General features: G+C 61.4%; 17 protein-coding genes. 13 read left to right on the top strand and 4 right to left on the bottom strand.

All coding sequences use genetic code 11. The features are described from left to right. From ACX80Q_RS14740 to ACX80Q_RS14750, 3 genes are all read right to left on the bottom strand, one after another. On the bottom strand, positions 1–423 hold a 423-nt coding region (locus ACX80Q_RS14740), incomplete at its 3' end, for an Abi family protein (RefSeq protein ID WP_459331286.1). A gap of 778 nt (positions 424–1,201) precedes the next feature. After that, positions 1,202–1,525 (bottom strand): hypothetical protein, encoded by a 324-nt coding sequence (locus tag ACX80Q_RS14745; protein ID WP_459331287.1) that lies wholly within the window; start codon positions 1,523–1,525, stop codon positions 1,202–1,204. A gap of 247 nt (positions 1,526–1,772) precedes the next feature. Further along, a complete protein-coding gene (locus ACX80Q_RS14750; protein ID WP_459331288.1) occupies positions 1,773–2,114 on the bottom strand; it encodes a hypothetical protein in 342 nt (113 codons plus the stop codon). Between the two features lie 821 nt (positions 2,115–2,935). Between ACX80Q_RS14750 and ACX80Q_RS14755 the strand changes: the two genes are divergently transcribed. From ACX80Q_RS14755 to ACX80Q_RS14790, 8 genes are all read left to right on the top strand, one after another. Further along, on the top strand, positions 2,936–4,081 hold the full coding sequence (locus tag ACX80Q_RS14755) for a LacI family DNA-binding transcriptional regulator (protein WP_459331289.1): 1,146 nt from the start codon (positions 2,936–2,938) through the stop codon (positions 4,079–4,081). A gap of 158 nt (positions 4,082–4,239) precedes the next feature. Beyond that, entirely contained in the window at positions 4,240–5,553 is a 1,314-nt protein-coding gene (locus ACX80Q_RS14760; RefSeq protein WP_459331290.1) for an ABC transporter substrate-binding protein, read from the top strand. A gap of 58 nt (positions 5,554–5,611) precedes the next feature. Next, positions 5,612–6,541 carry a carbohydrate ABC transporter permease gene (locus ACX80Q_RS14765; protein ID WP_459331291.1) on the top strand — a complete coding sequence of 310 codons (930 nt, stop codon included), beginning with the start codon at positions 5,612–5,614 and terminating at the stop codon, positions 6,539–6,541. Continuing rightward, entirely contained in the window at positions 6,538–7,452 is a 915-nt protein-coding gene (locus tag ACX80Q_RS14770; protein WP_459331292.1) for a carbohydrate ABC transporter permease, read from the top strand. Before ACX80Q_RS14765 ends, ACX80Q_RS14770 begins: the two co-directional genes overlap by 4 nt. Continuing rightward, positions 7,449–8,468 (top strand): hydroxyacid dehydrogenase, encoded by a 1,020-nt coding sequence (locus tag ACX80Q_RS14775; RefSeq protein WP_459331293.1) that lies wholly within the window; start codon positions 7,449–7,451, stop codon positions 8,466–8,468. Before ACX80Q_RS14770 ends, ACX80Q_RS14775 begins: the two co-directional genes overlap by 4 nt. 27 nt (positions 8,469–8,495) lie before the next feature. Next, positions 8,496–9,497, top strand: a complete 1,002-nt coding sequence (locus ACX80Q_RS14780) for an NAD(P)-dependent oxidoreductase (protein ID WP_459331294.1) — start codon at positions 8,496–8,498, stop codon at positions 9,495–9,497. A 29-nt stretch (positions 9,498–9,526) separates the two neighbouring features. Beyond that, positions 9,527–10,648: a mandelate racemase/muconate lactonizing enzyme family protein gene (locus tag ACX80Q_RS14785; RefSeq protein ID WP_459331295.1), complete on the top strand. Its 1,122-nt coding sequence runs from the start codon at positions 9,527–9,529 to the stop codon at positions 10,646–10,648. 18 nt (positions 10,649–10,666) lie between these two features. Next, a complete protein-coding gene (locus ACX80Q_RS14790) occupies positions 10,667–11,515 on the top strand; it encodes a sugar phosphate isomerase/epimerase family protein (RefSeq protein WP_459331296.1) in 849 nt (282 codons plus the stop codon). Here ACX80Q_RS14790 and ACX80Q_RS14795 read toward each other — a convergent pair. Further along, positions 11,512–11,931 carry an Lrp/AsnC family transcriptional regulator gene (locus ACX80Q_RS14795; RefSeq protein WP_459331297.1) on the bottom strand — a complete coding sequence of 140 codons (420 nt, stop codon included), beginning with the start codon at positions 11,929–11,931 and terminating at the stop codon, positions 11,512–11,514. The genes ACX80Q_RS14790 and ACX80Q_RS14795 overlap by 4 nt on opposite strands. 68 nt (positions 11,932–11,999) lie before the next feature. Here ACX80Q_RS14795 and ACX80Q_RS14800 point away from each other — a divergent pair, with 68 nt between their 5' ends. The 5 genes from ACX80Q_RS14800 to ACX80Q_RS14820 all read left to right on the top strand — a co-directional run bounded on the left by ACX80Q_RS14800 (position 12,000) and on the right by ACX80Q_RS14820 (position 13,779). After that, complete coding sequence (locus ACX80Q_RS14800) at positions 12,000–12,632, top strand: LysE family transporter (protein ID WP_459331298.1); 633 nt, start codon at positions 12,000–12,002, stop codon at positions 12,630–12,632. Positions 12,633–12,756: 124 nt separating this feature from the next. After that, complete coding sequence (locus tag ACX80Q_RS14805) at positions 12,757–13,134, top strand: YciI family protein (protein WP_459331299.1); 378 nt, start codon at positions 12,757–12,759, stop codon at positions 13,132–13,134. Further along, the gene (locus ACX80Q_RS14810) at positions 13,116–13,259 is read left to right on the top strand and encodes a hypothetical protein (RefSeq protein ID WP_459331300.1); all 144 of its coding nucleotides are present in this window, start codon (positions 13,116–13,118) and stop codon (positions 13,257–13,259) included. Before ACX80Q_RS14805 ends, ACX80Q_RS14810 begins: the two co-directional genes overlap by 19 nt. A gap of 31 nt (positions 13,260–13,290) precedes the next feature. Then, positions 13,291–13,419, top strand: coding sequence for a hypothetical protein (locus ACX80Q_RS14815; protein WP_459331301.1), 129 nt, complete (start codon positions 13,291–13,293; stop codon positions 13,417–13,419). Positions 13,420–13,461: 42 nt separating this feature from the next. Next, positions 13,462–13,779: a DUF6596 domain-containing protein gene (locus ACX80Q_RS14820; protein ID WP_459331302.1), complete on the top strand. Its 318-nt coding sequence runs from the start codon at positions 13,462–13,464 to the stop codon at positions 13,777–13,779. Positions 13,780–13,816: the final 37 nt, after the last annotated feature.

A 13,816-nucleotide genomic window follows, 5' to 3' on the forward strand; every position in this document is an offset into this window, starting at 1 on the left:
CCGCAGAATGTCATCGTGGGTGCTTGCAAGCTTTTCTTCGTAGCGGGCCACCCACCATTGATGGGCGGTCATTGATCCTTGCGGTGTTTGAACGGTAGCCAGGCAGCGGGCCGTGTCCAGGTGGGAGGCGTTTAGATGAGCGAAAGGATCCTGGGCGCCGATGCAGTGAGCCGTCCGGACACGCAGGGCAACCTCGATTTGTTCCAGCGCCTCCAGCAGTATGAGGCGTAGTCGTTGGTCAAACGTCCATAAAGCGTGGGCGTCTTCGAAAGTCGTTCCTGGTTTTAGTAGATCCGAGCGGACAACGGTCCCGTCAGCGTCAACGTGGTCAATTTCGCGGAACGGGTACCAGTAGGCGGCCAATCGGTAATAGCCGACATTCCGCAGATCTCGTAGCGCATAGTCGTGGCTGGGGATGCGCATTCCTCGTGAGAGGAGGATTTCCAGCTGTTGCTCGTAGGTGCGATGCGGTTTCGGTTCCAGGATGGCCCCTTCGAGTTAAAGAAAGCCAGCCCTTGCCGATGGCAGAGGGGCTGGGGCTTAATGCATCCAGTCTATCGCAAACCGTGCGTAACTGGGGTATCTGTTCTATGGGTGTTGACTACTTCCGCTTCGTCACACACCCGCCACCAGTAGTACCGTCGTGCAGATGATCTTCGGTCTGGCAAGCGACAGCTGCAATGGCCTGAGATCACGAAACGCGCGCCTGCATGCCCTCTCGCTGCGGTAGCAATACGCGTCGCAACGGTTGATGAATGCATCCAAATCCCACAAACACCCGAACAGGCGGCAACGTCGAAACATCATCGGCGGGGGTGACTGCGGGACTTTCCGGTGATCTTGATAGTCGCTGAAAGCTCGGGATCAGGACCTGCCGGGAACGTCGAGCACTCGCCTGAATTCGAAGCCGAGAGATGTCCCATATAACCTCCCATGACCGGGCTTTTTCTAGGGCACGGTATACGGGAATGTGGCGCCTGCGGAACTACATAGATTCGAATATTTCATAAGTCGTCTGCACTCGTTCCGGTGAACGACCGTCTTACGGGACTCATCAGTGGTGACCCTACGGGATGCTCTTTCGAACACTAAACAGGTAGATAGTTGAATCAGGGCTGGCGCTTCGCAGCAAGGCCGCCGCTGGTACACGTCGCGTAGAACCACGGAATGGAATTCAGCGACTTAGGCGCCGTTCCAGCAATTATTCTTGCTTGGCCGTTGAAGGCTGGAAGGCCTTCGCGTAGAGGCGAAGGAAGTCTACGTGTCGGGGCTTAATTCGCGGGTGGTCCAGCAGCAGAACGAGTGGTTCCCACCAGTCAAAAACACACCATGAATTTAGACGACCAAATGCCAAATGGTCTTCCACTGACAGGTCATCGTCATTCACCAAACGAATGAGCGCGTCCGCCGCGTTTCCCTTTTGGATGGTGAGACTGATTTCCATGACGGCAACGGGGTTTGCAGGGTCCCATTTTCTCAGAGGTTCACCCGGGCGATAATGCGAAGAATCGGAGACAAGTTCCATAGCGAGGACTCTATCAGGGCACAATTTCCTCATTTCAAGTTAGCCCGGAACTTCCAGCGCTGGCTTCGATGTTCTAGGGCCGATGGCGGACCGAACCTCGTCTGCACGGTTAATCGTCACCCGAGCCTGTGGCCGCAAGGGGACATTGACCACCGGGGCACGCCCCGGTGATCGAACCGCCCCACAGAGGGTTCCCCTGCGGGAATTCTCGCGCTACCGCGAATAATCCTGCAGGCCAGACCAGGGGTCAGAATTGCAGTTCTTCTGGAATCAATCGTCTACCGATGGCCGTGAGATCGAACATGAGATTCATGACTTCGCCCAACGGATCACGCGGGTCAGGGACGAGCCATTCACGCATCCTGCTCTCCAATTCGCGACCGCGTTCCGGCCACTTGTTGAGCCCCTGAATATCGTAGTTGCCTGCTTCCAGAACGCCTTCGCTGCAAAATCTGAGCACCCACAGAATTGAGTCTTCTCGTGGCGCCGGCGAGCCTGCTTCACGAAATAGTTGCATAACCTCTGCGAAGCGCAGCCAGTCGCTCCAACCTCGAGAGAGTACCTCTAGATCAAATTCTGAAGTATGCAACTGCTCCCCCAACTAGCTCGGTTTACGTGAAACTTGGTTCCGCAAAGCCTACAACGCGACTATCTCCAGCTCGAGCACACCTTTTCGCACGTCCATACTTCATAGGTGGCACAAGAACTTGCAAAATGTCCCGCAAAGCGTTCCCCTTACGGGACGAGTTCGGTGTCTGGCCAGCTGGAAGGCAACCGAGTTGGAATGGATCTGCCGCAGCCGACCGTTGGGCTGGTGGTTCACGGCAAACCTGTCGAATTGCGTGGGCTGGAAGATCGAATCTGCCACGCCGGGTTGATTGCAGTCTCGAGGGAAGTTCATGGCTAACCGATGGTCATCAGTGCCGTGAGTAGGACGAACGGAGGGCCAATTATTGGCAGCTTTGGCTTCAATCCACCAGGGTCTGAAAAACCGCGTATTTCCGCCGATTTTATGCACGACGGTTGAAAAACGTGACCTCAGGTGGAGTCGAAATAGACCCTGAAAATGTCAGAAAAGTGACCAACTTTTCGTTCAAAAACGTGAGTAAAACGTGATTTGGCACCTCGGCGCGCCTGGCCAAAAAAGTAAAATCGCAGGTCAGAGCCACATTTGGTGCCCCGGGCGGGAATTGAACCCACGGCCAAGAGATTCTTGGGCCCAACTGCCAGGACGCCGACGAGCCGCCCCAGGCAAGGCCAGGTCACTTGCTCGGCGGCGCCCGGTCAAGGCGCCGCAAATGAACACCTAGCGGGGCCATGATTTCCATAACATCCTTGACTCGGCGCTGATCTTGCGCTTTAGTTCATAATGAACAAACAAACATTAATAGATGCCAAGGGGATGTCCATATGTTGACTGACGACCGCCACGCAATGATTTTGCGTGAACTCCAGCACAGGGGCTCTCTGAACGTCGCCGAATTTGCCGCACGTGTTGGGGTCTCGGGCATGACACTGCGCCGAGACCTGGCAACACTGGAGGATCAAGGCTCACTGCAGCGCGTGCACGGCGGGGCCGTGCCCGTTGCCGCGCTGCCCTTTGGAGGAAATGCCCAGCAGCAGGGCGGCCCAGGGGGAGGTCCCCAACAGCAGCGAAGCGGGGCCGCGGGGCGGTCCGTGCCGGGAGCGCGCAGGCCGGTCGCCACCATCGGCATGGTGGTGCCCAGTGCAAGTTACTATTTCCCCTCGGTCATTCGCGGCGCGGAGGCTGCTGCCCGCCAACTTGGCGTGCGGCTGGTGCTGGCCGTCTCCAACTACTCCCAGGTGGAGGAACAGCGGCAAATTGAGCGCCTTCTGGCCAACGGGGTGGACGGCCTGCTGGTGACGCCCAGCGGAGAATCCCTGGCCAACAGCAACACGCTCAAGGCGCTCTCGCTTGCCAACGTCCCCGTGGTCATCGCCGAACGCCCCATTGATGACGTTCTTGATGACGTTGCGCTGGAGTCGGTGCGCAGCGACCATGTCAGGGGCGCCGAGATCGCCATCAACCACCTAATCGGCTTGGGGCATCACGCGATTGGCCTGTGCGTGCGCCGCAGCAGCCCCACCGCACTTCATCTGATCAAGGGCTATCGGCTGGCGCTCGAGCGCGCTGGCGTGGAATACCGGGACGGCAATGCGCGCTTCATCACCGTGGACCGTGGCCAGCCGGAAGCACTGCGGGAACAAATCCAGGAGCTGGTCAACTGGGTTGCGGAGTCAAAATTCACGGCAGTGCTGGTCCTCAACGATGAGGATGCGCTGACCTTTGTGGATTGCTGCCACGCACGGGACATTTCCATTCCCGATGATCTAGCGATTGTTGCCTACGACGACGAGATTGCCTCCATGGGAGCCGTGCCCCTGACTGCCGTTGCTCCGCCCAAATACGATGTGGGCTACCAGGCGCTGCAGATGTGCATGAACCGGGTTGGCTCCAGGTACGGCAATGCGCCTGCCCTTCAGCAGGTCAGCCTGTCGCCTACTTTGATGGTCAGGGAGTCATCGGCACCCTAGGAGGTGCCGCCCGGCAGTCGTTCCGGCCGTTCCGAAATCAAGAGTGTTCAGTAATGTTCATTTCGCTGCTTGTGTTCATGTTTGGGTGTTTCATTGTTGTAGCGCATGTGTTGTGGGGCACATGAAAACGTTCATCAGGGAATTCAAAGGAGAACACAATGAAGCGTCGCACTCTACTCATCGGAGCAGCCGGACTGCTCGGCACCGGTCTGCTGGCTACCGCCTGCGGAACCGCGGAGAAGCCGGCCGCCAATGCGGGCCCGGTCGCGGCACCCAAGGGAGAGGTCACTTTCTGGTCGGCATTGGCTGGCATGGACAAGGTCTCGGAAGCATTCAACGCCAGTCAGAGTGACATCAAGGTCAAGTTCGAACCCATCCCCGATGGTTCCAGTGGCGGCTACGCCAAGTTGTCCACGGCCATTACTGCCGGCAACGGTCCGGATGTTTCCACCGTTGAGTACCCCCAGCTCCCACAGTTTGTCAGTAACGGCCAAGTGGTTCCGCTGAACGACTTGATCGACAAGAGCGCCAGCATTGACAAGTACTCGGAGCAGATTCGCGGAATGGTCGAGTTCGGTGGAAACATCTACGGATTGCCGTACGACGCCGCCCCGCAGATTTTCTGGGTCCGCAAGGATCTGTTGGACGAAGCTGGCGCCGCAGTGCCCACAACCTGGGAAGAATTTGAAGAGGTTGGCAAGAAGCTCAAGAAAGTCAGCCCCAATCGCTACCTCGCAAGCTTCAACCCCAACGAGGTGCCCATCACGGCGGCCCTCGCGTGGCAGGGCGGCGCCAAGTGGTTCAGCTCCGAGAACGACAAGTGGAAGATCGGCATCAACGACGACGCCACCATGAAGGTCGCCACTTTCTGGCAGAAAATGATCGATTCTGAGATCGTCAAGGTTCAGCAGGCCGCCAGCGACGAGTGGGGCATGGATCTGGCCCAGGGCAACGTTGCCGGTGTGTTGGGTGCCAGCTGGAGCGCCCGTGGCCTGCAGAAGCGCGTGGAAAAGGCTGGTCAGAAGGGCGCATGGATTGCCGCGCAGATGCCCACCTGGGGCGAGCCTGCCGGTGCGTTCTATGGCGGCTCCAGTTTCAACGTCACCAAGGGAAGCAAGAACCCCGCGGCCGCGGCAAAGTTCATCCAGTACCTGACCACTGACCCGAAGGCCATTGAGGCCCGCGGCAACGGTGGTGCTGCCGTCATCGCCTTCCCCGGTTTGACCGCCGTTGCGCAGAAGGCTTTCGACTCGAGCTTCTACGGCAACGACATCTACGCAGTCTTCGCGGCAGCCTCCAAGAACGTCACCCCCGGTTGGCAGTGGGGACCCAACTGGGAAATCACCAAGACCGCCATCGGCGACGCCTACGGCAAGCTCACCACCGGGGGGACCGTTGGCGAGGCCATCACCTCGGCGCAGAAGGCAACCGTTGAGGGATTGAAGCAGTCTGGCCTGTCCGTTACCGAGTAGCAGCACGGTGGGCCGCCTCGCAACACGCCAGGGCGGCCCACCGAAGGAGGAGAACACCATGGCCACACAGGCACCAGCACTACCTAGGCGCCGAAAGCGCACAGCTACGGGGAACAGCGGGCGCACCGCAGCTTTGTTTCTCACCCCCTTTTTCGCCGTCTTTACCGTGGCCATGGTTGCCCCGGTTTTCTACTCGATTTGGCTGAGCTTCTTCAGCGAGCGGAAATCGGGGCTTGGGTTTGGCGACCCCGTCACCACCTTTGTGGGACTTGAAAACTACGTGCAGGTGCTCCAGTCCGAGAGTTTCGTCAGCGGCCTGCTTCGCCTGGCCATGTACTGCGCAATGTACATTCCGGCCATGGTGGGCGGTGCTGTCATCTTTGCCCTGCTCCTTGATGCCAGCGTGGCCAAGGCCAAGAAGATGTTCCAGCTGCTGGTCTTCCTCCCGCACGCCGTGCCGGGTGTCATCGCGGCCTTGATCTGGGCCTACCTGTATACCCCCGGCATCAGTCCGCTGGTGCAGGCCCTGGAAAGCGGCGGCATTCAGATCAATTTCCTGGACGCCCACATGGTGCTCCCCTCCGTGGTGAACATTGCCGTATGGGAATGGACCGGCTACAACGTGATCATCCTGTTCACCGCTTTGCAAGCTGTTCCCCGCGAGATCCTGGAAGCTGCCAGAGTCGACGGCGCCAGCGAGGTCCGGCTGTCCCTGGCCATCAAGTTCCCCCTGGTCCTGCCAGCTCTAAGCGTCATCATGCTCTTCACCATGATTGGGACCCTGCAGCTGTTCACCGAGCCAATGATTCTAGCCAAGGCCACATCGTCAATCACCACAACCTGGGTGCCAAACATGTGGGCTTACGATGCAGCATTCAACAAACACAACCTCAACCAGGCAGCGGCGGCCTCAATCATCATCGCGTTGTTGGCGGCTGTCCTGTCCTTCGTCGTCACACGCTTCAGCAACAAGGCAGGCAAATCATGAGCACCGAAACCATCCTTCGACCGAAGGAGTCACGCAGGCAGCAGGTTCCTTCCCCGCAGAAGGGCTCCAAACGCGACGGCGGTTTTGCCAGCAAGTTCACCGTCAATGGCCTGCTGATACTGGGCTGCGCCTACATGGTCATCCCCGTAGTCTGGCTGCTTTTTGCCTCAACCAAGAACACGGCGGATCTTTACGGCACCAGCGCCTTTGCCTTCGGCGACTTTGCACTCTTTGACAACATTGCCAACGTGGCCAAACAGGACGACGGCGTGTTCTTCCGCTGGATGGCAAACTCCATCATGTACGCCGGATTCGGTGCGGTGTTTGGCGGACTCATTGCCGTCATGGCTGGCTACGCCTTTGACAAGTTCAACTTCCGCTGGAAGGAATCCTTCTTTGGCGTTGTCCTGGTTGGCGTCCTGGTGCCCAACACGGCCACCGTGCTGCCCATGTACTTGCTGGCATCTGAAGTTGGTTTGACCAACACCATGTGGGCCGTGCTCATCCCCGTGCTGTGCAACCCCTTCGGCGTCTACCTGGCCAGGGTGTACAGCGCGGGATACATTCCGGCGGAGACCCTGGAGGCTGCGCGCGTTGACGGTGCCGGACCCATCCGCTCCTTCTTCTCCATTGGCCTGCCCATGATGGTGCCCGGCTTCGTCACCATCGGACTGTTCCAATTTGTTGGCGTGTGGAACAACTTCATGCTGCCCTTGGTGATGTTGCAGAACCAGCAGCTACTGCCGGTCAGTGTTGGCATTTCCATTTGGCAGGGCCACACGGTTCAGTTGCCCGACTATGCCCCCCTGGTCATCACCGGATCTTTCCTCTCCATCATTCCGCTGCTTATCGCGTTCGTCATGCTGCAGCGTTTCTGGAAGTCGGGCCTCACAGCTGGGAGCGTCAAATGAGCCGCCTTGCACCGTTGCCAAACGTGGCGCTAGCCATGCCGGCCGCCACCGCCAACAGGTTGTTCCCTTCCCGGCTCCTGGACACCTTGGCGGCCGAGGTGAACCTTCTCCGCCGCGAGCCGCTGGAAGATTTCACCTCCGCGGCATCCCTGGAATTACTTGCCCAGGCGGACATTCTCATCACCGGGTGGGGCTGCCACAGCATCGACGAGGACGTCTTGGCCGCGGCGCCGGCGCTGAAGTACATTTTCCATGCCGCGGGAACCGTCAAGAGCCACGTCTCCGAGGCCTGCTGGGAACGTGGCATCCAGGTCAGCACTGCCGCTGACGTCAACGCCATTCCCGTGGCCGAGTACACCCTGGCCATGATCCTGCTGGCCAACAAAAATATCCTGCAACTGGGCCGTCTGCTTCACCTGCAGCGTTCCCCCGTGAACCCGGAGGAAGAATTCCCCGCCATGGGCAACTACCGCAAGCGTGTGGGCATCATTGGCGCCTCCAAGATTGGCCGCCACGTGATCCGGCTGCTCGAGCCCTTCGATGTGGAAGTTGTTGTGGCTGATCCTTTCCTGGACGACGCCGAGGCAACAGTTTTGGGGGTCACTCCAGTATCGCTGGAGGAACTGGCCGCCACGTGCCACGTCGTGAGCCTACACGCGCCGTCGCTGCCGTCCACCCTGAACCTGATTGACGCGGGCATCATTGCCAGCTTCCGCCCGGGCGCCACGTTCATCAACACGGCCCGTGGCGAACTGGTGGACCAGGATGCGCTCCTGCGCAGGATCGAGGCGGGCGATCTGTTTGCCGTGTTGGATGTGACCACCCCGTGGGAATTGCCCGCAGATTCGGTTTTCTACAGTCACCCGAACGTGCTGCTTACCCCACACATTGCCGGTTCGCTGGGCACCGAATTGGAGCGTCTGGCCGCCACGGCGGTGGATGAGGCCATCAGGGTGGCCCGCGGGGAGCCGCTGCTCTTCAGCCTGTCCGCCGAGCAACTGCAATTCACCGCCTGACCGGCACCCCCACCTCTGAGGAGCACCATGACTGTCCTGACCATGGCCATGACGCCGGCCCGCGCCGGCGATGTCTGCGACCAGCAGACCCGGACCCGCCTGGAAGATCTCTTCGAGGTTCGCTGGGCGAGTGACACTTTGGGACCGGATGAGTTGGCTAGCCTTGCCCGCGGCAGTGACGTGCTGGTGACCTCCTGGGGGACTCCGCACCTTGCTGCTGGATTGTTCGACGGCGATGACGCGCCCTCCGTGATTGCCCACGCGGCCGGATCCATCAAGTGGCTCGTGGACGGTTCCGTGCTGGATGGTTCGGCCGCCAACCGTCACGTAACGGCGTTCTCCGCAGGGACACGCATCGCCTGGTCCGTGGGTGAATATTGTTTGGCGGCGACCATGACCTTGTTGCGGCGGTTGCCGGAGTTTGACCAGAACACCCGTGCGGGGCTGTGGCAGCCGGCAGGGCTGCGCGGGCGTGAGCTGCGTGGGCGCAGGGTGGGTATTGTGGGCGCCAGTTCCACGGCCAGGGCATTCATCGAACTGCTGCGGCCATTTCAGTGCAACATTGCCGTTTATGACCCGTACTTGTCGTTGGCGAAGGCCCGGCAACTGGGTGTGACGCTGGCGTCCCTGGGGGAGGTGACCCAGGCGGACATCGTCTCCATCCATGTGCCCGACGTGCCCGCAACGGAGGGCATGATCACGGCCAAGCTAATAGCCGCGATGCGGGACAACACCGTAGTCATCAACTCCTCCCGGGGCCTTGCCGTGGATAACAAGGCCCTGGAACGGGAACTGGCCCGGGGCAGGCTGCAGGCTGCCCTTGACGTGTATCCCACCGAACCGCCCAGGATGTCCAAGGCGATGCTGGGTGCCGACAACGTCCTACTCACCCCGCACATTGCCGGTGACACCCTCGAAGGGCATGCCTCACTGGTGGGGTACGTGCTCACCGATGTCCTGCAGTGGCTGGAGCACGGCACCCTAGGCGCAGGCTACGTCAACCCCGCAACCCTGGCGTTCTCCGCCTAAACCACCTCCAGACCGGACGAAAGGCAGCTGTGTCAAAAATAGTGTCAGTTGAGACGTTCGCCGTCCCCGTAAAGTTCAAGCACACCTTTGTCCTGGGCAGCGGGTCGGTGGGGGCCGCCGGCGCCAGCGGCAACGTTGTGTTCGTCAAGATCACCACCGATTGCGGCGTTGTGGGCTGGGGTGAACAACGCGCCCTGCCCAGCTGGAGCTACGAGACCGTGGAGACCATCGCCGTGGTGATCGAACGGTACTTCGCCCCCCTGCTCACTCAACTGAGCCCGTTCGACGTCGAACTGTTCCACGCGCAGGCGAACAGCCTGCTTAGCCCCTCGGTCTCTAACGGATTCCCCTTTGCCCGTGCCGCCGTGGACATTGCCATGCACGACGCGGCCGGGAAGATTGCCGGCGTGCCCGTCCATGCCCTCCTAGGCGGGAAGGTGGTCTCAGAGCTGAAGCTTTGCTCGGCGATCGGTGTCGACTCGGCCCAGGCCATGGCGGGGCGGGCCGTCGAGTCCAGTGACTACCACGCCTACAAGATCAAGATTTCCGGAGACGTAGCCCGCGACACCACTGCAATCCATGCCGTGGCTGGCGCGGTAGGCGGCAAACCCCTATGGCTGGATGCGAACCAGTCCTACCAGCCATCGGGGATGCTGCAACTGCTCAAAAACATCGCGGACATCCCCAACCTGCGCTGCGTGGAGCAGCCAGTTGCCAGCACCAATTGGGCCGGCATGCAAACACTGCGCGCGTCCATGACTGTGCCGCTGGCCATTGACGAGGGCAGTTTCACGGCCACGGACCTGGCCAGAAACATTGCGTTGAACACGGCCGACATGGTGGTCGTGAAGATCTGCAAGGCTGGCGGAATTCGCAACGCGCTCAAGACCTCCCACGTGGCCGGCGCCAACGGCATCGAGATCCTGGCCAGTGGGCTCACTGACTGCGGGGTGGCCTTTGCCGCTTCCCTGCACCTGTTCAGCCTCATGAACCTGGCCCTGCCGGCCGAGCTCAACGGCCCGGAACTGCTGGCCGATCTGTATGTGGAGGGATTGGACATCACCAACGCAGTGGCCACGGTTCCCAACGGTCCCGGCTTGGGCGTCACAGTGGATGAGGAGCGAATCCGTTTTGAAGCAAAAACACCCTAAAGCGGCAGGAGCACGTCCATGAGTACTTCGCCAGCTAGTCCCGCCGGCGGGACCACACCTGCGGCCTTGTGGTCGGTTTTCACCAAGCCCTGGCCGCACCACTCGGGCGCCCAGATTGGCCGCCTCGTCTCAGAAATTGGCCTCACCGGTGTTGAAGTGCCCGTCCGCAACAACACGTACCTGACCCCGGCCAACGCCAGCGTTGAACTGCCACGGTTCACCAACGAATTAGCCGGATTTGGGGTGGGCGCGGTCAGCGTTGCCGCGGAGCTCTCGGAGCCCATGTTCCATGCTTGCGCGGAGGCTGGCGTTCCACTGATTCGGGTCATGGCGCAGGTGTTTGAGGACGACTACAGCCGCTCTGTTGCGCTTTTCCGCGGACAACTGGAGCAGGCGGTTCCCTGGACGCGGAACTATGGGGTCCAGGTGGGCATTCAGCCGCATCACGGCGACTATGTTTCCAGCGTTGTGGGTGTCATGGCGCTCTTGGAAGGCCTGCCGCCGGAACATTTCAGGGTCATCTGGGACGCCGTCCACGACGCCTTAGCCGGGGACGCCCCAGAAACAACTCTGCCCATGGTGGCAGACAGGCTCGCCATGGTGAACTTGAAGAATGTTATCTATGAGCGGATCCCGGGCACTGCCGATTCACCCACGGGCGCGGCATGGGACACCGTGTATGTTCCAGCCAATGCGGGGCTGGCCCACTGGGGCCGGGTTTTGGCCGCGGTGCAACGGCTGGGCGGCCAGGTCCCCATCTGCCTCTCCGCCCAATACTCCACCGCAGCCCCCGCCGAGGAACTCCTGGTCCGGGATGTTGCCTTCGCTCAGCGGCTCTGGGCAGCTGGCCTTGCGGCAGAAATCTAGCGCAAGGCCAGCCGCGTCTGGGTCTGGGCGGCGCCGCCGTTGGCCTTGAGCCGGCGCAGAAGCTGGTCAAGGGCCTTAGTGCTCGGGACCAGGACGTGCAGGATGTAGTCGTAGGGGCCGGTGACATGGACGGCATCCCGCACGGCGGGCTCGGCAGCGGACCAACTCAGGAACGCGGCCGAGTCCGTGACCGGATTCAGCCTGACGTCGATGAAAGCCTCCAAATCGGCTCCGCTGTGGGCCACATCTCCGGCAAGAATGGCCTGATAACCCACAATGACACCACTGCTCTCGAGACGCCGCACCCGGGCGGAGGCCGCATTGGTGCTCAGCCCAATGCGGGTGCCCAGCTCGCTAAAGGAAATCCGCGCTTCCTGCCGAAAAATGCTGAGAATAGTCTCGTCTACGCTGTCCATGCCGCGATTCTATCCGTTGGACCGCCAGATTCTCAGTCGGCGCGCGTGGGTGGGCGGATAGTGGATTCATGGATATCACGTATGCCTTTGCTGGGGGACTGCTTGCCGGGTTCGGCCTGGCAGCGCCCCTGGGCGCCATTGGGGTGCTTTTGATTCGCGAGGGCGTCACGAAGGGCTTCCGGGAAGCCGCTCCCGCCGCAGCCGCGGTGGGCCTGGTGGATGCCGCCTACTGCGCCGTGGCCGTGGCAGTGGGGCAGACGGCCGCACCCATGGTGGCATCCTGGGGCAGCCTGCCACGGCTGGTGGGTGGCCTGGCGCTCATCGCCTTGGCTGGATGGGGCCTGCTCAAAACGTGTGCCGCCGGGTCCATGCAGCAGGGCCAAGACGAACCCCCCATGGCTGCCAGGGGCCGCAGGTTTCTAGTTTTTGCGGGCCTCACCGCGGCAAACCCTGCCACGCTGATCTACTTCGCCGCGTTGACAGCGGGGCTCGGCGCGGCTCTTGGCCCACCCTCCACCGCACTGGCTTTTGTGCTGGGCGTTGCCGCGGCCTCGCTCGGTTGGCAGCTCGGCCTGGCGCTGGCGGGGCATGCCCTCCGGGGCCGGGTGACCGCCCGTGGTCAGCGTTACTTGAACGTGGTGGGGCACTCAATAGTTTTGTTGCTCGGGGCGGCAACAGTTGTCGCCAGCGCGGCCACGTAGAGGCTCCCAGCCGCCGTCGAACATGTCTGGATGAGGCCAGGGTCGATTGGCCAGCGGTTCAATCGTCATGACCGTGACGCGCCGCACCATGGACGGCGCCTTGAGGAAGTAGGAGACTTGCGTCATGCGATACACATTGCTTTTGCACTACCCTGAGGCCGACGTGGCACGGATCGGCGCCGAGGCCATGGCAGCGGGCCAGCGTGCCTTCGCCAGCTACGCTGCGGCACTTCACCAGGCGGGCGCCCTGGTCAGCGCCGAGGTCCTAGCGCAGTCCGCCAGCAGCACCACCTTGAGGATGCTCGACGGCGTGCTGGCGGTTCAGGACGGACCGTTCGCCGACACGAAGGAACAGTTGGGCGGAACGTTCGTGATCGACGTTCCCAATCTGGACGTCGCCATCGACTGGGGCAGGCGGGCGCCGTCCATTGGGTGGGGCCCGGTGGAGGTGCGGCCGGGGGCGACGCACACGGTTAATGGAACGTGGCAGCCCAACACGTAGATTCTGTTCAGGCGCGGGCCGCTGCCGAGCATGCGGCACGCGCCTCCTACGGGCGCCTCATTGCGCTGCTGGCTGCTTCAACGGGCGACGTGGCCTTGGCCGAAGACGCGCTGGCAACGGCTTGAGAGCAGGCCCTGGCGAAGTGGCCCGGTCACGGTGTTCCGCATAGCCGCGGTCTTCGCGCTTCCTGCCACGGCCATGGCGCAACGGCTGGTGCGGGCCAAACAGCGGATCAAGACTGCGCGCATTCCCTTTGCCGTGCCGGACCGTAACGCCTTGCCGTAGCGGCTGCCAGCCGTCCTGGAGGCCATTTACGGCTGCTATGCCATGGCCAGTTCTGCTGGCGGCAGAAACAATGCTGACCTCGCCGGCGAGGCACAGTACCTGACACTGGCTGGTTTACTGGGCTCGGAACCGGAACCCTGGGGTTTGGCGGCGCTCATCACGCTGGCCCGGGCACCAGCACCAACACACGGTTTTGTCCCGCTCGAGGAACAGGACACCACCTTGTGGAATGAACAGCTCATCACCGAAGGGGAGCAGTACCTGAGCCTGGCAACCACGGCGGGTCCACCGGAGGTGCATGACTATCTGCTACGTCGTGCTGCTGACATCAGGGCCGAACCGGATCGCGTTTCGCCGTAGTGGTCAGCGCGTATCCGTCGGGGCGGCCGGACTGCGT

The sequence above is a fragment of the Arthrobacter sp. HLT1-20 genome (genome assembly GCF_054510895.1).